18 protein-coding genes are annotated in these 18,834 nt (G+C 41.4%); 8 read left to right on the plus strand and 10 right to left on the minus strand.

What is annotated here, in order from left to right; translation table 11 throughout:
- Nucleotides 1-10: 10 nt before the first annotated feature.
- The 3 genes from EV695_RS11085 to EV695_RS11095 all read right to left on the minus strand — a co-directional run bounded on the left by EV695_RS11085 (nt 11) and on the right by EV695_RS11095 (nt 3,591).
- A complete protein-coding gene (locus EV695_RS11085; protein WP_131905979.1) occupies nt 11-610 on the minus strand; it encodes a hypothetical protein in 600 nt (199 codons plus the stop codon).
- Entirely contained in the window at nt 607-816 is a 210-nt protein-coding gene (locus EV695_RS11090; protein WP_131905980.1) for a hypothetical protein, read from the minus strand. Before EV695_RS11090 ends, EV695_RS11085 begins: the two co-directional genes overlap by 4 nt.
- Before the next feature lie 2,055 nt (nt 817-2,871).
- Nucleotides 2,872-3,591, minus strand: coding sequence for a Crp/Fnr family transcriptional regulator (locus EV695_RS11095; RefSeq protein ID WP_165874687.1), 720 nt, complete (start codon nt 3,589-3,591; stop codon nt 2,872-2,874).
- A gap of 347 nt (nt 3,592-3,938) precedes the next feature.
- Here EV695_RS11095 and EV695_RS11100 point away from each other — a divergent pair, with 347 nt between their 5' ends.
- Both EV695_RS11100 and EV695_RS11105 read left to right on the plus strand, forming a co-directional pair.
- Entirely contained in the window at nt 3,939-4,553 is a 615-nt protein-coding gene (locus EV695_RS11100; RefSeq protein WP_131905982.1) for a response regulator transcription factor, read from the plus strand.
- 182 nt (nt 4,554-4,735) lie between these two features.
- On the plus strand, nt 4,736-6,661 hold the full coding sequence (locus EV695_RS11105; protein ID WP_131905983.1) for a PAS domain-containing hybrid sensor histidine kinase/response regulator: 1,926 nt from the start codon (nt 4,736-4,738) through the stop codon (nt 6,659-6,661).
- Nucleotides 6,662-6,734: 73 nt separating this feature from the next.
- On the opposite strand, the gene EV695_RS11110 is transcribed toward EV695_RS11105, so the two are convergent.
- From EV695_RS11110 to moaB, 4 genes are all read right to left on the minus strand, one after another.
- On the minus strand, nt 6,735-7,109 hold the full coding sequence (locus EV695_RS11110) for a response regulator transcription factor (protein ID WP_131905984.1): 375 nt from the start codon (nt 7,107-7,109) through the stop codon (nt 6,735-6,737).
- A 197-nt stretch (nt 7,110-7,306) separates the two neighbouring features.
- Nucleotides 7,307-8,194, minus strand: coding sequence for a DMT family transporter (locus EV695_RS11115; protein ID WP_131905985.1), 888 nt, complete (start codon nt 8,192-8,194; stop codon nt 7,307-7,309).
- 82 nt (nt 8,195-8,276) lie between these two features.
- Nucleotides 8,277-9,599: a molybdopterin molybdotransferase MoeA gene (locus EV695_RS11120; protein ID WP_131905986.1), complete on the minus strand. Its 1,323-nt coding sequence runs from the start codon at nt 9,597-9,599 to the stop codon at nt 8,277-8,279.
- A 1-nt stretch (nt 9,600) separates the two neighbouring features.
- Complete coding sequence (gene moaB / locus EV695_RS11125; RefSeq protein WP_131905987.1) at nt 9,601-10,131, minus strand: molybdenum cofactor biosynthesis protein B; 531 nt, start codon at nt 10,129-10,131, stop codon at nt 9,601-9,603.
- 309 nt (nt 10,132-10,440) lie between these two features.
- Here moaB and EV695_RS11130 point away from each other — a divergent pair, with 309 nt between their 5' ends.
- The 3 genes from EV695_RS11130 to EV695_RS20170 are packed head-to-tail and all read left to right on the plus strand — an operon-like array spanning nt 10,441 to nt 14,851.
- The gene (locus tag EV695_RS11130; RefSeq protein WP_165874688.1) at nt 10,441-11,574 is read left to right on the plus strand and encodes an efflux RND transporter periplasmic adaptor subunit; all 1,134 of its coding nucleotides are present in this window, start codon (nt 10,441-10,443) and stop codon (nt 11,572-11,574) included.
- Nucleotides 11,574-14,657, plus strand: coding sequence for an efflux RND transporter permease subunit (locus EV695_RS11135; RefSeq protein ID WP_131905989.1), 3,084 nt, complete (start codon nt 11,574-11,576; stop codon nt 14,655-14,657). The genes EV695_RS11130 and EV695_RS11135 overlap by 1 nt, the downstream gene beginning before the upstream one ends.
- A 20-nt stretch (nt 14,658-14,677) precedes the next feature.
- Entirely contained in the window at nt 14,678-14,851 is a 174-nt protein-coding gene (locus EV695_RS20170; RefSeq protein ID WP_165874689.1) for a hypothetical protein, read from the plus strand.
- A 170-nt stretch (nt 14,852-15,021) separates the two neighbouring features.
- On the opposite strand, the gene EV695_RS11140 is transcribed toward EV695_RS20170, so the two are convergent.
- Entirely contained in the window at nt 15,022-15,516 is a 495-nt protein-coding gene (locus EV695_RS11140) for a MarR family winged helix-turn-helix transcriptional regulator (protein ID WP_131905990.1), read from the minus strand.
- 168 nt (nt 15,517-15,684) lie between these two features.
- Here EV695_RS11140 and EV695_RS11145 point away from each other — a divergent pair, with 168 nt between their 5' ends.
- Genes EV695_RS11145 through EV695_RS11155 form a run of 3 tightly spaced genes read left to right on the plus strand, consistent with a single transcriptional unit; the run spans nt 15,685 to nt 17,261 of the window.
- Nucleotides 15,685-16,149, plus strand: a complete 465-nt coding sequence (locus EV695_RS11145) for a hypothetical protein (protein ID WP_131905991.1) — start codon at nt 15,685-15,687, stop codon at nt 16,147-16,149.
- Between the two features lie 53 nt (nt 16,150-16,202).
- Nucleotides 16,203-16,703, plus strand: a complete 501-nt coding sequence (locus tag EV695_RS11150) for a hypothetical protein (RefSeq protein WP_131905992.1) — start codon at nt 16,203-16,205, stop codon at nt 16,701-16,703.
- Between the two features lie 54 nt (nt 16,704-16,757).
- Complete coding sequence (locus EV695_RS11155) at nt 16,758-17,261, plus strand: hypothetical protein (RefSeq protein WP_131905993.1); 504 nt, start codon at nt 16,758-16,760, stop codon at nt 17,259-17,261.
- Nucleotides 17,262-17,549: 288 nt separating this feature from the next.
- On the opposite strand, the gene EV695_RS11160 is transcribed toward EV695_RS11155, so the two are convergent.
- Both EV695_RS11160 and EV695_RS11165 read right to left on the minus strand, forming a co-directional pair.
- Nucleotides 17,550-18,188, minus strand: a complete 639-nt coding sequence (locus EV695_RS11160) for a LysE family translocator (RefSeq protein WP_131905994.1) — start codon at nt 18,186-18,188, stop codon at nt 17,550-17,552.
- Nucleotides 18,189-18,366: 178 nt separating this feature from the next.
- Nucleotides 18,367-18,810: a universal stress protein gene (locus EV695_RS11165; RefSeq protein WP_131905995.1), complete on the minus strand. Its 444-nt coding sequence runs from the start codon at nt 18,808-18,810 to the stop codon at nt 18,367-18,369.
- Nucleotides 18,811-18,834 lie beyond the last annotated feature (24 nt).

An 18,834-nucleotide genomic window follows, 5' to 3' on the forward strand; every position in this document is an offset into this window, starting at 1 on the left:
GTTTATTGTTTTAGGAACCACAATAAATATCTTTTAAATTACCACACTCAAAATGAAAACCACTGTAACCACAATTAAAATACTTACTAGAGTATTCTCGTTTAAGATTTTCTACCTTATTCTTTAAATCGGTTTCTGCATCTATAGCGTCTTGATATTTACTGTGACTTATTTCACCTGCTTTGTAACTTTGGTTTGCAACTCGCTTCTCCTCCAATAAAATTGCCAATTCACCTTTATATTTTTCATCAATTTTTTGATGATGTTCTTTGATGATGGTTTTGTATTTTTGGATAGAGTCTCTATTAAAATAATTGTGTGTCACTCTAGCCACAATATCGTCATGGATATTTTTCTCACAGTCTTGATCGACATTTGAATTATCATGTTCTAGAACATAGGTTTTGATCGTTGACATCCAGGCAATAAGCCCTGTCCTGTAACAGTTGATAGTTTCCATACCATCGGGTATTAGTACATTAGCATCCCACGTTCGTGGTAGCTTATTGTCATGTGTGTAGGTTACGTCGACAATAAATTCTATATCGTTTTGAACGAATTGAATCTGTTTAGTAGTCGTTCTAGGTTGAACATCTGTTTGCGAGCTCATGAGAACACCTTCAACCCTACCAATTCACCATCTGGTTGAATAAAATGAATGATAGATTTTGAAAATTGGACTTGTTCTGTATCTAGATCCCACAATGACCAATCTTTTAAACCTATGGTTACAGAGTGATTGATAAGATCCTGTCGCATAGACAAGCTGCCAAAAGCGCTCGACATTTCAGGTTTGGTTTGAATAAAGTTAGACATTTCTAATCTCCAGCCCCGTTTAAGAAAATGTTAGCAGGAACATCTGGGGCAATGAAGACGTCACGCTTTACCAGAATTGTTTTACATCGGCTGGAAGTTGTTAAGTTAAACCCCGATGTTCATATTATCGCATATTTTTTCCTGATTAACATAATGACCTATTACTGTACTTTAAAAAAAAACATAACGATTACTCCGTCTTTCACCACTTCGTGATGAGTTGTAAGAATCACCACTAAAAATCCTTGAACGTGATAGTCCGCATTAACAAGTTAAAGAGCAGTTTAAAAACTTTGTTGAGACTTTCTCTCAGGGAATACAATAAGCTCAATATAAATATTAAGAAGCCACCTCCCCACTTACAGGCACTTTTATAAAAAACTGCCCCAAAGGTGGGGGGTGGCTTAAAGTTTAATCTAAGTCTCACCCTAAAAGGTCGTCGTACCAACATTGTCTCGCAAACGTTCGGCTGGTTCGATTTCTTTTGGCCATGCAAAAGAAATGAACTCGTAGCTCCGCTACGAAACAACCACCTACCTCAATAAACTAATCGCCGTTAACTTCCGACAATTACTGCTTGAGCAACCACTCGGATTAAAAGAAGAATTGCTCTTAGCCCACAGCTTGAGCTGCTTTCCTGAACCAACTGCCTCTGTCGCAAGCTTCAGTGCATAATTGAATGAATCATAATCATTTATGCTGACACTAAAGTAATAAATATACTCATCCCAATAGTGGCCAGTTTCCATCGGGGTCGTACATTTAATATGTAATCGTGAATTAAAGAACACACTAACATCGGCTGGTGTACAGACCTTTGTTTGTGTTGACGGGACGGGATCATCTGCTTTCGCTGATAGACTGAACATTATGGTCATGATTAGACATACTTGAACGATTATTTTACGCATTTTTTTCTCCATTTTGAGTTACAGCCCTAGTGTCAGATTTGGATACCGTCGACAAACCAGGACCTTATATATAAAAACCAATTTCCTTAAAGTTGGTTGAAATAATGTAACTGCTACTTTGGATAAAGGCTGTGAAGAAAGTCTCATTTTTAAGAAAAAGATAAAACAGAATGCGCAGAAGCGTTACAAACCAAAAAGCTTCTCACTACTAGTTAACTTCATCCCAAGCGCTAACCCTGTACGTCGACGATTCCTTGCGGAATCTACGACGGACTTTTCTGGCTCTTGGTGAGCCTAGAAAAGCTACCTCCCCACTTACAAACACTTTTTTAAAAAACTGCCCCAAAGTCGGGGGGTGTCTTAAAGCTTAATCTAAATATCGATTTTAACGTCTAGGTTTGATCCAAGACAATCTCAAGAAACAATGGGCTAGGATGAAGGTTGTTTGAGCGAGTAGGAGGCTATCTAAGGATAGTCTAACCTACTGCGATTAAATCTTATTATGTATCTTTCCCAATCAAACTCGTTAAATAGCTACGGCTATTCGCCTCGTCTGATTGAAAAATTTACATTAATCATATTTATTCTCGTAACGGTCGCAATCCTTAGAAAGTCTCCGGAGCGAGTTCCCTTCATCCCCATTGTTTCCCCTAACACTTACCGTATTAGTACGTTGTAAAATTAACGGCATTTTTGGGGTTACGGTGTACTCTAGTTACCTATTATTTAGAAATACAGAGCTAATCCAAAGCTCACAAGACGAGGCATGGTTTGAAGATAATGGTGAGTCCTTATCAATAACCATAACGACGTATTGTGGGCTTTGGATTGCTCCCTTTGGGCGAATCAAGAAATATTCATCCACGTTGTTGTGACACTTGGAAAGGGAACTCCATTTCCTGCATGTCACGCCTAGTGGCTAAACATTTATTGAATCGCTGAAGTCCTAAATAATAAGTAACTAGAGTACTGTGTTGCTGTAGACAAAAAGGTAACTCGTAGCTTCAGCTACGAAACCTTAACTCCACCCATAAAAAAAGGCCCAAACATCAATAACATTGTTATCTTTGTTCGGGCCTTTCTGAGAGTAATTTTTCTAAATTTTTACGCAGCTTTGCTGCCAAGCTACTATGCTACTATGCTACTAAGCTGCTATATCTTGCTGCTTTTGTTCTTGCGCTTGCTGTGCCTCATTACCATTCGCGATATTTCTAATCGCTTCGATATCGAGCAATTCGATATTGCGTAGGTATTTTTTCAACAATCCGCGTTTGCAGAAAGTCGCTAATTCACGGCTTAGGGTTTCAACTGCCATGCCCAGGTATAGTGCGATGTCTGTGCGCTTCATCGGCACGGTGAATTCGTTTGCTCTTTGTCCGCGCTTCTTTAGGCCATCTGAATAGTTGATTAAAAACCATGCGAGTCTGCGATCGGCACATTGCGATAACATCATTGAGTATTCGATATCGTGATTAAAATTAACGCCTAGCTGATGGATGAAATCAGGGTAATCGAAGTTTTTGTCTCTGTTTAGATCTTTATTGAGTATGGATTTAAATGGGATCAGTGTCAGATTAGACGTTTCTAGTGTAACAACGGTAGATCGGCTAAATCCATCGGCTAAACCATCTAATCCGATGAGGTCACCTGGCATACAAAAACGGATGATTTGGTCATTGCCTGCTTCTGAGGTTTTGAAGATTTTAACCGAACCTGAGTTTACTCGGTAAATGCCTTCTAGTTGATCCCCCATTTTAAAAAGGAATTCATGTTCTCTTATAACAAATGCGTTCGAATCTTTTGCGCCATTAATACCTAGGCTGTTGATGTTATTGATTTGTGTATTGTTGTGTAGATGACTCATTTTATTTCCTCTCCTTCCGATGTGTGATTGCAATTTATCTAATTCGCACTGCATCGGGTATCCGTAGATTCAGAACAGGCTATGCGTATAAATACCTATACCTTTTGATAAGCACATGATATTCATCAAGTTATACCTTATTAAAAATTGCATTTATTTTTAATAAATTGACTGTTTTTTTATTTATTTTTTGTTTTTATAAAAAATAGCCTTACTCTTTACTAAGCTTTCGATTTTATTATTTAGCTAGGCTAGAATATTCTAAAATTCTAATTTTTATATTCATCACTATATAAAGACAGAGAGAACCCCAACTTGCATAAACAACTACTGATTACAGGCAAAAAATGACTGCAGAATTCCTGGTACATATTGTCGATGATGACTTTGCAGTAAGAGATTCTTTAGTAGAACTTTTAGATTCGGTAGGTATTAAGGCGGTTGGCTACGAGTCTGCCGATGCTTTTTTAACTGAACATAATCAGGAAATGGCTGGTTGTCTGGTGCTGGATATCAGAATGCCTGGCATGAGCGGTTTAGAGCTACAAAAAAATCTTAAAGAACAAGGCTCTACCCTACCCATCATTTTTATTACCGGTCATGCTGACGTGCCGATGGCAATAGAAGCGATAAAACACGGCGCTATTGAATTCATTCAAAAACCGTTTCGTGATCAGGAGTTGCTAGATTGTATTCACACCACGATGGAATACGCGAAAAAGTCTTACGATAAGAATATTGAAAAGAAGTTGGTACTGGATAATCTTAATTCTCTGACAGATCGTGAAAAAGAAGCGCTGGAACTGGTCTCTGAAGGCCACCCCAATAAGGTGATTGCTTCGATGATGGGAATTAGTCAGCGCACGGTAGAAAACCATCGCGCGAAATTACTGGAAAAGATGAATGTGAAATCGACGGCGGCTTTGATTAAAGTGTTGTTGCTGGCAAACTCTTCTCAGTAGCATTCTTCTGGTTTTATTTTTGCCGCTTTTTTACCTCTTTTTTCTGCCGCTTTTTTTACTATAATTCATTTAACAGCTAACTAAGTGCTATTAATTAAGTGCTGTTAGCTAAGTACTATTAACCAAGTACTGTCAGACAGTAGTCTACATCACTGATATCCATTCATTATTAAAGAGACTATATGTCAAAAAATCCTGAAGATACCCACTTAAACCAAACCATCAATGAATCACCAACCAAAGACCGTGTCTTCGATTTAAGTACGGTTTTGGAAGATTCTCTCAATGAATTTTTTATTTTTGATGCCTGCAATTTAAGTTTTATTCAGGTTAATCGAGGTGCGCGTCAGAATTTGGGTTATAGCTCGGAAGAGCTGATGACGATGACACCCGTCGATATAAAGCCCGAGCACGATTACGACAGTTTTATGAAGGTGCTAGAACCTTTATCGTCAGGAAAAGAACAAAGAATTCAGTTTAATACCACTCACCTTCGCAAAGACGGGAGTACCTATCTGGTAGAAGCGCATATACAGAAACTGCACTTTCAAGATAGATCGGTATATGTCGCCATCATTATCGATATCACCAAACAAACACAGAACAATGTTGATTTGATAAAGGCACACGCGTTTCTGGATTCTGCACCTGATGCGACGGTGATTGTTGATGATTCTGGTGTGATTCAGGTGGCGAATAAACAAATGGTAAAACTGTTTGGCTATTCCAAAGAAGAAATGAAAAACATGAGTGTGGATATGTTGGTGCCTAGCCGCTATCGAGACAGTCATGCCAAACACCGCAAACACTTTTCTGATAATCCTAAAACGCGCGGTATGGGGATAGGTCTGGATTTATCAGCGACGACTAAGGACGGCAAAGAAATACCCATTGAGATCAGCCTTAGCCCGATAGAGACGGTAGAAGGTTCGCTGGTTGCAGCAGCAATCCGCGATATTTCTGCAAGAAAAGCATCCGAAGAAGAACTTCAACTCGCGAGAAAAACAGCGGAAGATGCGACCGCCGCTAAAACGCGTTTTCTAGCGGCTGCCAGCCATGACCTTAGACAACCATTGCAGGCGTTAAGGCTTTATCTTTCTGCGCTTAGCAGCAAGCTGGACCAACCTAAAGCGATTCAACTAAGTCAGAAGATGAATCTGTCTCTGGATACCATGGGCGAATTGCTGGATGCCTTGCTGGATATTTCTACGCTTGAATCTGGTTCTGTTACTGCAGATAAACGTGACATTAGATTATCTGAAGTCCTTAATAAGCTGATAGCAGACAATGCCCCACTCGCCGAAGAGAAAGGCTTAGTGTTTTTGTGTGAAGGACTGGATTGCATGATTCACACTGACCCTGTGTTGCTACAGCGGATCATCGAAAACTTTATTACTAACTCCATTCGTTATACCGAGACAGGCAAGATCACGGTCAAAGGTATTCTTGCCGATGGTGTTATTCGTGTTTCTGTCAACGATACGGGCGTCGGTATACCCGATGAAGCACTGGAAAGAGTGTTTGATGAATTTGTGCAGCTGGATAATGCCGTACGCAACCGCAGCAAAGGCTTAGGGCTTGGGCTATCGATTGTAAAGCATATTGCGCGTTTGCTGGAGCTACCTGTTTGCGCTGAATCTGTGGTTGGAGTGGGTTCTACTTTTAGTGTCGATATTCCTTTAAGTGACTCGCAAGAAGTGATTGATACGGAACAGGAAACGATTCACTTTAATTCTTCTACAGAAATAGATCCGACAATACTTATTGTGGATGACGACCCTGCTATTGTTGATGCGATGATGGAATTGCTGACCGCTTTTGATGTGAATGTCATCACGGCCAATAATGGACCTGAAGCTTTAACCAAGCTTGATGAAGGTATTAAACCAGACTTTCTGGTATCAGATTACAATATGCCGGATATGAATGGCGTCGAATTAATCACCAAAATTCGCGCTAAATATAATGAAGATTTGCCCGCGGTCATTATGACGGGTGAGACTTCTGCAGAAAAAATTAATGATGAGAACTTGCCGAATTACACGGTGTTGCATAAGCCCATTAATATCAATCAATTGCTCTCTCTGATTGAGTCTATCAGGACGTGAGTTGTCTGTGAGCTGTCTATACGAAGGTATTTATAGCTTTGTATACTTTACTAATACTAGAACTATATCTGAACTAGACCAGGATACGTTCTACATGCTCGATAAGGATTTCAGCGGTAATCGGCTTAGCCAAGACTTCCACTACGCCCAATTCCTCTATTTCAAGAGTTTCCGGCGCTTTGGGGTATGCGGTTAAGATAATGATGGGGATGGTTTTATTCAGGCTTTTGATAGATTTGACCACTTCTACGCCCCTAAGACCGGGGAAGTGTGCATCCAGAATAATACAATCAGGCTGATATTGGCCGAAATCAGCAAGGAACGCACTACCACTGATATACGTTTGCGTATCCCAATGCTGGTTTTCTAACACCATTTCAAGGGAATCTAAAATTGACTCATCGTCGTCGACGATAGCAATGGAAGGAAAAGTTGTAGTTGCGAGCATTCTCAATATCTCATCGATTGATGAATGAGATTATATGTTGTTGCTAAAATCTTAGCTTGATAGACGTCAAGTAAACTAAATACTGTACAAAATCACTTCTCAGCTAGCTTGGTCCAGATTAAGAGAGAGAGATAGAGAGGGATTGTATTGGCACCCCCCCTACTTATAAGCCCTTTTTTTTAAAAAGGATTGGAACCTTATGCTTTGGTTTTACTGGCGGACTGCTGAATCATAATCCCAACAATAATCAAACCTAAGCCCATAAAGGTCATCCATTGCAATGGTTCGCCAAGTACCTGATTGATAATAAATAAGCTGACGAAGGGCGACAGGAAGATCAGTGTACTAATACTGCTGACTTTATCGGTTAGGTGTAATGCCATTTGCCAGCACATAAAGGCCAAGCCCATTTCGAATAAACCGATGTAAACAACACTCATTAACTGTTTAGCATTAACGCTTTGCGGCAATCCTTCAAATATCAGGGTGATGATGATTAAGATAGGTACAGCGAAGGTAAAGCTCTGGAATAGTTTAACCACAGGTGGCCTTGTATCTCGCGCGTTTAATAACCAGTAACCCGCCCAGATAATGGTACTGAATAAGGCTAAAAATACGCCGAAGTAACTTAATTCGCCTGAAATGCTTTTGCCACTGATGGATATAAACACAACACCGACATAACCTAGCAGAATCGCGATTATGTCTTTCTTATTCAGCTTATGACCTAACAGCGGCACGGATAAAATAGTCAGCGTTATCGCCCAGGTATAATTCAGTGATTGCGCCACCTGCGCTGGCAATAAATCGTAAGCTTTGAATAACACCAGATAATATAAAACAGGGTTGAGTAAGGCCAAAACCAGAATAGCTTTGACGTTTTTAGGGATTGTGCTTATCGCCGTTTTTAACTCACCTTTCCAGGTTAAAAAACTGCCCAGAGTTAACCACGAGAAAAAACTCGCACCCATCAGCAATTGCAATAATGTCATCTGCTGTAAGCCTAGTTTGAAGGCTGTTGCGACCGTCGACCACATTCCTACGGCTAATAAGGCATAAATAACTGCTAGCTTATTTTTATCCATTTTTATCTACTTATACCTAGAGCCATCGCACTCTGTTGCGTTGCATTTCTTACTTTAAGTTTATATTGTTAAACAAAGACGTTTAGCCAATTGATAATTCACTAAAAGGCGTAAATTGAATCAAATCACCCTTTGAGACTAGCGTTTGAGCCGGCACAAAAGCGAATCCATTCCCCCAGCTTGCCGAAGTTAGCACTCCTGAACTCTGGTTGGGATATAGCGTGATACTTGCCTTACCTGCATCGTCATAATCGAGACGCGCACGTAAATACTCATTACGTGTTTCTTTTTTGTTGATTTCAAAACCACTTTCTACCATAAAGCTCTTTGGTGGCTGTTCGTTTGAGCCCTGCTTTTTAAGAATGTAGGGACGCGCAAAAATACAGAATGTGGCAAACACCGAAACGGGGTTTCCTGGCAATCCCATAAAGGCGGTATTTCCTGATTGATGGTGTATTTCACCAAACACAAATGGCTTGCCCGGTTTGATATTGACTCGCCATAAACCAAGCTCACCATTGGCTTCTAACGCTTTTCTGATATGGTCTTCTTCACCCACCGAGACACCGCCACTGGTCATTACCAGATCCGCTTTTGCTGCCGCCTCCAGTAAGGCTGCTTCTGTCGCGGCGAGGTTATCTTCGATAATACCCAAGTCGATGACTTCGCAATTCAGGCTTTCCAATAAGCCATTTAAGGTGAAACGGTTAGAGTTATAGATTTGCCCTGGCCCCAGAGTTTCTCCCGGTTGGCGTAATTCATCACCGGTAAAGAAAATCGCAACCTTTAAACGTCGTTTAACGGATAACTCTGATATGCCAACCGAGGCGACCAAACCTAAATCTTGAGGGCGTAGTTTGTGCCCTGCTTTTAGAATCACATCCCCTTGTTTGATATCCTCACCTGCTTTGCGAACATTCGAGCCCGCCTGTGGGATTGACTGGATGACGACTTTATCGCCCTGTCGATCGCAGTTTTCCTGCATCACGACCGTATCTGCGCCGGCTGGAATGGGGGCTCCGGTAAATATTCTGGCTACTGTGCCTTTATTGAGTGGCTCACCAAAATCACCCGCACAAATACGCTGGCTAACATCAAAGCCATCTGCTGATGTTGTAGCTGCGTCAGCGATATCTGCTGCATTAAACGCATAACCATCCATGGCGCTATTGTCCGCGGGTGGTACGTTGATCGTAGACGTTATATCTTCCGCCAGAATACGAGTACGCGCTTTGAGGACGGATATTGTTTCAACGCTGTTAACGGTTTTTGCTTTATCGCGCAAAACGTTTAATACATCATCGATAGCCAGTAGTGTTTGCTTGTAGTCACAAGAATCATCGGCACTGGTTGCGACATTAGTAGCAGCATTAATAGCTGTTTGATTTTTCTGCAAATCTGACATATTACTTTTCTTTAAACCTTGGCATCATTTGTACTAAGTTACATGGCATTACACGTACATCTAATTGATGTTTTATGATTTCTTGCCAGCCGTCTTTACACGCACCCGGCGACCCTGGAAGGGTGAAAAGCACTGTGCCATTCGCCAACCCTGCTATCGCGCGAGACTGAATGGTAGAGGTTTTGATAAGGTCATAAGAGATCATGCGGAATACTTCGCCAAAACCTTCGATTTCCTTATCGTATAAAACCTTCATCGCTTCCGGGGTGACATCTCTACCCGTTAAACCGGTTCCGCCGGTGGTGATAACCGCATGCACATCAGGATCAGCAATCCATTGAGAGACAGCCGCTCTGATTTCGTAAATATCATCGATCACAATCTTTTTTTCTGCAAGATTATGCCCATCAGCGGTGAGTAATTTTTCTAACATTTTCCCTGACTTATCATCACTTTCATCGCGTGAGTCTGAGACCACCATCACGGCGATATTAAGCGGAATAAAGTCTACATCTGGATTGATTTTAGCCATAATTTGATATTGTAATTTTATGTAAAGTTTGAGAAAAAGTTCTCTATAAATCTATAATCTTTAAGTAGTGAATATAGAGCAATTTAAGCGTTTCAGAGTATATATTTAATTATAAAAAGACACCCCCTACTTATAGGCTGTTTTTTAATCGAACGGCTAAGTAGTGATTAAGAGAAATGACTTAATTATAGTTGGATGATAGTACACAGTGTTAAAATTGCAGCAACCTTAGTCTTAATCAGGATATTACATCTAATGCCCCACCGGATATCACTCAATTTTTTGATCGGCATGCTTGGCTTAGTAATAATGATTACAGCCACGAGCATTACACCAGCAACTGCTGCCGATAAGAAAAAAGCGATCCATTTGGTCGAGGTAACTCAAGCCGAGGCGACAAAATCCAATACTGCGAATAACTGGTACGGCTCGCTGTATTTTAATGAACTGGTAAATATCTATAATCAGGAAAAAGGCCGCATCGATTCTTTTCCCTTCAAAGAAGGCGATTACGTTAAGAAAAATCAAGTACTGGTGCATCTGGATGATCGTTTATTACGCGCAGAAAAAACCAGATTATTGGCACAAATTAGCCAGGCAAAGACCGACTTAAACCGTATTCAGGTACTGGTCAAAAAACAGGCTTTGGGGACTAATGAGTTAGATCAGGCAAAAACACAACTCGCAATTTATAACGCAGAGAAAAACCTGCTCGACATCCGTTTAAGTTATTTTACGATTAACGCCCCATTCTCAGGAATTGTTACCGACCGCTTTGCAAACGAAGGGGATGCCGTTTCGGCTCAGCAACATTTACTTACCCTGAGCAATGACAACTCGTTGGTGGCTAAAGTGCAGATCAGTGAAACCGCCCTGCCTAGCTTAAAAATGAATGCACCTGCGACCATCATTATCCCGTCTTCTGGTGAAAAATATGCAGGTAAAATTTCACGTATCTACCCCAAACTACACCCTAGTACACGACAAGCGACCGTAGAAATCACCTTCGACAGCATTCCTAAGAATCTGTATTCAGGGCAATCGGTACTCGCCGAGATTAAAGGAGCGACCAAGGATCGAATCCTGATCCCTCTTGCGGCACTCAAACGAGACGGTGACGGTGAGTATGTTTTCTTGTTAAAGGAAGATGGCAAAGCACATCGACAGGCTGTCACCAGCTCTGCCTATATCTCTGGAAAAGTTGAAATTACCAGCGGCATAAAACTCAACGACAAAGTTATTACACGCGGCTTTTTAGGTTTGCAAAATGGTAAAGCGGTGAAAGTATCTGGAGAGCTCGATACCTCTGAAGATACCGCGACACAATCTGAAACACCCAATAATAAACCAGCGACTAAGCCAGATAATGCGAACACTTTCAGTGGTCGCCTGAGTAAAACATGGAACAGTACCTTGAACAAGATTAAGGACATGGTTAACTGATGAAGCACTCGGCAGGCATAGCTGGCTGGGCGATATTTCACCCGATTGGTGTGATTATGTTGATGTTGACTATCATCATCCTTGGACTATTTTCACTCAGTAAACTCAATATCGATTTGTTACCAGAGATTATCTACCCCGAAGTGCGCACGCGTATCATCGACGCTGGTGTGCCCGCAACGATCATGGAAGATGAGATCACACGCCAACTGGAAGAACAACTGGCGATTACTGAAGGTGCTATTTCAGTTATATCGACTACACAGGAAGGTCGTTCTGCGGTTGACCTGTCATTTGCCTATGGCACCGATATCGATGTGGCGCTGCGCGACGCAAGTACTCGACTGGATCGTGCAAAACGCTTTTTACCTGATTCGATTGATCCGCCCGTTATTTATAAACGTGACCCTTCGCAACGCCCTATTGCGGAGTATGTATTGAGTTCACCCACGAGGACATCGGTAGAACTGGATGACTGGGGCAATTATACGCTGTCAAAATGGCTGTTAAACCTGCCGGGTGTAGCCTCGATTGAAGTCGGTGGTGGCAGGCAGCGTGAAATTCAGGTGATTACCGATTCGAATAAACTGGCCGCCTATAAACTTGATATCACCGACATTTCGGAAGTCATTCAAGAAAATAATCAAGACACACCTGCGGGCCGATTTTATTCTGAAAGTGGCGAGATAAGCGGGCGAACTGCATCGCGCTTTAATTCGGTTAATGATATTGAAAACCTGCCCTTACCCGTCACCTCTGATTCGGCCGATAATATTTTACGCATCAAAGACGTGGCGTTTGTACAAGATGGTATGGCGGATGAAAAGGTTCGTATTCGCCTGAACGGTGAGCCTGGCTTAAAAGTCTCCTTACAAAAACAGCCTCAGGCAAATACGGTAAGTGTTTATGACGGGGTTGCGAATGAGCTTGAGAAATTAGCCGAGCGCGGCCAAATACCCGAAGACATCACGATCAAACGGGTTGATGATCAGGCACAGTATATTCGCCAATCGTTAAAGAATGCTTCCTCATCTGCGCTGACAGGTGCAATCCTGGCAATGCTGGTGGTGTATATATTTCTCGGCAATATTCGTCGTACGCTGATTATTGGTAGCGCGATTCCGATTGCGGTTTTAGTCACGATGATTTTTATGTCTATGGGCGGCTTGACCCTCAACATCATGACCTTGGGTGGCTTGGCTTTAGGCATTGGTATGCTGGTTGATAACACCATCGTGATGCTCGAAAATATTTATCGACACCAGAAAGAAAACGAAGATTCACTCGATCAAGCGGTGGTTGCGTCCTCTGAAGTTAATAGCGCAATCATCGCTTCGACAACGACCAATCTGGCGGCGGTACTGCCCTTTTTATTCATCGGTGGTTTGATAGGTTTATTGTTCCGTGAGTTGATCTTCACAATCTCATCCGCAATCGTTGCATCGTTATTAGTCGCGATTACCTTAGTGCCCGCGCTGGCGGCCAGAGTGCCTGCGAAATCCAAAGAAGGTATTTTACGTCGCGCGTTTGATGCCACTATCAAACTTTTACAGAACGTTTATGGTTGGTTCTTGAGCATTGCACTCAAAATGCCATTACTGGTTATCATTCTGTTTTTAGCCGTCTTCGCCTTCAGTATTCCGGTTTTTCAGGACAGCAAGTTTGAGTTCTTGCCTAAAATGGAGAATGGTGAAGTCTCTATTCGCTTAACGGCTGATCCGGGTATTTCTCTCGATGAAATGGATACCTTAACCAAAAAAATAGAGTCACTGATTACGGAACTACCTGATGTCGATTCGCTGTTTACCTTGGTTGGCGGTGGTGTTTATGGGCGTTCGACCTATGAAAGAAGTAATCGCGCAGACATCAAAGTGTTATTAGATAAAAGTGAAAAAGCGATAGCGGTAGACCAATGGATAAAACTCGCGAATGCAGCCATCACTAAAGAAGAACTCGCTGGCGTTAAAGTAAGAATCAGAAATCAGGGTATTCGTGGAATTCGGGTTTCGCAAGGTGAAGACGATCTTAACCTGCGTATTAAAGGCCAGAACCTACTGGTTTTAGAATCCCTGGCTGATCAGGCGGTTGAGTCGTTAAACGGCACTGCTGGTATTCGTAATGTGCAACATTCCAGTGAAGGTAGTGATCAGGAACTGACGATTAAAGTAGACCGTGAACGCGCCGCACAACTAGGGCTATCGACAGAAGAAATAGGAAATGTGATTCGCTTTGCAGTGGGTGGGCGAACGGTCACAGACTTTATTCAAAACGATAAAAGTATTGATGTGTTGATGCGGCTCGATAGAAGCCAGTTACGCAACCCGGATGATTTGGGTGAGATTATTCTGTTTACCAATACAGAACCGCGACAACCGGTTCGCCTGTCTGAGGTTGCTAATCTTGAATGGGAGAAAACACCCGCAAGCATTATGCGCGATCGTCAACAACGTGTGATCGAAATTACCGCGAGTCTCACCGGGGATTTAACTCTGGAAGAGGCTTATGCAAATATCGAAAAATCGCTTGAAAATGTCGATTTCCCTGCGGGATATTCAATCTACGAAGCTGGCGAACTCGAGGCGATAAAAGAAAATCAAAGGACTTCGCAAATCTTATTAGGGCTCGCGATGTTCTTAGTTTTTGTGGTGATGGCTGTACATTACGAATCTTTGCGTGATCCCATCATTATCATGTTAAGTGTGCCATTTGCGGCGATTGGTGTGGCCCTGGGCTTGCTGGTAACGGGTATTCCTTTATCCATGCCTGTGTGGCTGGGCACCATCATGCTGGCTGGCATCGTGGTAAATAACACCATCGTGTTAGTAGAAACCATTGAGCTTAAAAAAGAGCACGCTAACTCAATGGTTGAGGCGATCATCGAAGCTGCGAAAGTTCGCTTACGCCCAATTTTGATGACAACCCTGACAACTGTCGTGGGTATGATTCCTTTAGCAATGGCGCTGGGTAAAGGTTCTGAAATGCTACAGCCATTGGCGATCAGTATTGTTGCCGGCCTTAGTTTTTCTGTATTGGTTACGCTGTTTTTTGTGCCTTCAATTTACAAATTGATTTATAGGGCTTAGCGTTAAATCTAGAATTGCTGATGTTAAAACTATTTCTGTCAATGATCGATCATTGTACGTCTACGATTCCTTACGGAATCTATGACGGACTTTCTTGGCTCTCGGTGAGCGTTAAATCTAGAATGGTTGATGTTGAAATTAATTCCGCCAATGATCGACCTTTGTACGTCTACGATTCCTTATGGAATCTATGACGGACTTTCTTGGCTCTTGGTGAGCGTTAAATCTAGAATGATTGATGTTAAAATTATTTCCGTCAATGATCGATCATTGTACGTCTACGATTCCTTATGGAATCTATGACGGACTTTCTTGGCTCTTGGTGAGCCTAAGAAAGCCACCCCCCACCTTTGGGGCACTTTTTTTAAGAGTCTTTATTATCTGCCGGATTACTCGGTGAGCTTTTAGCTTTATTCAATAAACGCGCAAGTTCGGTTTTTTCAGCATCGGTTAAATGCGCCAGTTGTTTTGATTCTGATTCTTTCAATGGCAAGTAGGCGGATTCAACCAACTGAATTCCAATGTCAGTTAGCTTAGATCTGACCACTCGTTTATTCTCGACATCACGTTCGCGCGTTATCCAGCCTTTATCAACCATACGCTCTAAAAGGCGCGTAACATCAGGAACCCGGGTATATAATCGCTGCCCTATTTCCATGCTAGGTAAGCCTTCTCCCTGACTATCTTCCACATACAAAACTTTCAAAGCATTGTATTGCAACGCGGTCATTCCCCAGATTGAAAGCAACTTGTTTGACTCTGATAATGCCTGATCTCCAAGCGCAACCGCAGACATGAATATACCTTCTTCCAGATATGGCTTTCCTATTATGGCTTTACGATTCTGACTTTTTGACATATACTTGTTATAACAACTGTTGTTTGAACGTTTAATTATAGCTAATTATACCCTTTCACAATAGTGATTAAAGTGTAATAAAAATTCGGTAATGCTCTTACTCAATATTTGATGAATGAAAGTATAAAAAGTATAGATCATATCGGCTTCGACCAAATAGGAGACACCATGTTTGATAAACCATTTACTCAATCACGTCGTAATTTTTTAAAGAGTGCGGCATACACCTCCGCTTTATCAGTAGGTAGCTTATCCGGTGTCGCTATGGCAGCGAACTCAACGTTATCGACAGATGAGGCTTTATCAGCCGATGAAATTGCAAGCGCATCGAAAAGTGCAAATAAAGAAACCGTTATTTTATTCAACCAAAGCGGCGAAACCGTCGAACTGGATGCAGCAAACCCAGTCAGTCTGGAATTATTGAATGGTTGGGCTGTGGTAAAAATAAATAAACACACAGATAGTAATCAGCCATCTATTCGTCTATCCCCTGGCGAACGCCAAGGTTTTTCTGTCGATTCCGTTTTAGGCCCGTTATTAGATACCACCGGCAATTACATTGTGATTACTAGTGAGTTTACAGCCTTGAATAATATCGTACCTATTTCAACCGTTGATGTAGCTGTCGCTTAAATTTAATTCTGCGAACACTTTTATTCTGCAAACAGTCACCTGAGGAACCCATCATGACTAATAAAACTTTCACTAAATCACGTCGTAATTTTCTTAAAGGCGCGGCTTATACTTCTGCCTTATCTTTAGGCGGCCTATCTGGCCTGGCTTATGCAGCTAAAAGCACAGCAGCAGGTAAAATGACAAGTACGAAAGCATCCGCTTTTATGGCTAATTCTGGCATCAGCATCATGCAACAAAAAACGCTGACCGGTGAAACAGTTACCTTGATCAACCAGACCGACAAAATAGTGATGCTAGATGCATTAAAGCCAGTTTCCTTAGAGCAATTTAATGGTTCGATAATTGTTAGAGTGAATCAGATCGAATCTGAAGCTACCAACGGCCTGATCGCGATTTCACCCAGTGAACGCATTACATTTGATATCAAGTCATTAGATTTTAACGAGAGTTATGCCGGCGCACTTCAGTCATCTCATACTGATCAAAATCATGTAAACATTAGCAGTGAACACTCGATATTTAACAGAGTTGTGCCTGTTCAAATGGCATAAATCAGGCTGTTAATAGCAAACAAGCTGAGATTAAAAACCAACAAGGAAACTAACATGTCCAATACAACAAGACGTACATTTTTAAAAGGGCTTGCTTATGGCTCAGCGCTTTCAATTGGAGGCCTATCAAGCGTAGCTATAGCTGCTAAATCAAGCGCTAAGGCTTCTCTAATGGGAGCTGCTCTGCCCTCGTGTGACATCCACCTATTACCGACTCAACATATCGGTACTGAAAAGCTCAGTTTATTCAATCACACGAATAAGGCTGTGACGATTGAAAATATTACGCATCATAATCTGGATAACGTGAATAAATTTTTAGCGATCAAAGTCAATAAGCTGGGTAAACATGCTGATCAAAGTAGCGTAACGCTCGCTCCCGGGGAATCAATGGAATTTGTTGTTGCTGCTATTAGTAGTGATAACTATGGCAATACCGCTCACAACAGTTCTTTATCGATTCCAAATGTTTTAGCTGGACAACTGAAAGTCAGTAGTAACCATCTAGATTTCAGTGGCGTTATTCCTGTGACTGTATTTGATTCACAAACCGCTTAATAAGACCGCGTTTAAAAAGATTTACAAAGGTAAAAAGAGATAATCCAATAACAATAATAAATAACGCTACACGCTGAAGTGTATTAGCCCGCCTTGCGGGCTTTTTTTCTGCCTGAAACTAAATCTGATATTGTTTTCTATTCGCGAAATTATTCACGTTTACGCTGAATGTCGGAATGCTCAATGTATCAACGACGAAACCCTCTATAAAATACACAATTGATGCCGGAATAATCAAATAAAGTCACCCCCCTACTTTGGGGCGTTTTTTTGGGGCTTATTTTTATCTTAACGTTCTATTTTTAATTGCAGCACACCTATCCCAATACTGATAAATACACTGCCTAGAACTCGATTAAACCATTTGGTTCTTTCACCTTCAGCAAACCAGCGCTTCGCTTTGGACGCAAGCAAGCCATAGGTCATCAAGGCAATAAACGACATCAGCATAAGCGTCAGGGTCATAATAAAAAACTGCATCGACAGTGATTCCTGAGTGTTTAAAAACTGCGGAAATAAAGCGGTGAAAAATAGAATCGCTTTAGGATTCGTCATCGCAATAAAAAAGCCTTCCAGATAATAGCGCTTGATGGATTTAGGCTTTACGACACTTGTTTGGGGAATAGTTCCATCAAAGAAATTTGCTTTGGTTCTCCATTGCTTAACTCCCAGATAGATTAAGTAAGCAGCGCCAATCACTTTAACAATAAGAAATAAGGTTGTAGATGTTTTAAGCACCGCACCCAAACCAAAAATGGCAGCAATAGATAATAAAAACAAACCACTGACATTACCTAACGTCGATAGAAATACTTTGCTTAAACCAAAACGAACGCTGTTTGAAATCGCCAGAAGAATAGCGGGACCAGGGCTCATTACCGCCGCTATGGCGACGGCGACAAACAATAACCAACTTGAAAATTCCATAAAAAAGCCCCGATACAATTCAATAAAATGTGTTCGAGGCTTTATTATAGTGAAAGGCGAAACAAAGATGAGTAAATGATGCTTAAATAAAATAAAAACTATTCCACTCTATCTAACCATTCTTTGTGTAACTATATTTTGTTTAACTATTTTTACTATTCAATCTAGCAGTTATAGATTAATCTTCAGCTTCTCTTCTAACCACCATCACAGAACAATGTGCACGGTCTGTAACAGCTAAGGTTGTAGAGCCCAAAAGCCTTTGTTCATCTCGAGAGTTTTTACGTCGGCAACCTAACATCACCAAGTCTGGAGTTGTTTCTTCTACAACTTTCAGAATAGCATTAACGCGTTTAGGACCTTTGATTACCGATATTTTTACGTCAGTGGTAATATATTGCTCTGCCAGTTCAGTGACTTTTTTACGGGTTTCTTCTTTGATCTGATCCTGTGCATGCTCAGGAAAAAAGCTAGCGACTAGTGGCATGCCGTAGTCAGGAATGACTGAAATAATTCGAATTTTTGAATCAAATTTTAACGCCATTTCATTGGCAGCCTCTAACAATGCTTTGGTTGTTAAAGGTGTCGCAATATCAACAGGAACTAATATTTTATTTAGCATGGGTTATTACCTTTGTCAGATTTA

The organism is Cocleimonas flava, from assembly GCF_004339015.1.
GTDB lineage: Bacteria > Pseudomonadota > Gammaproteobacteria > Thiotrichales > Thiotrichaceae > Cocleimonas > Cocleimonas flava.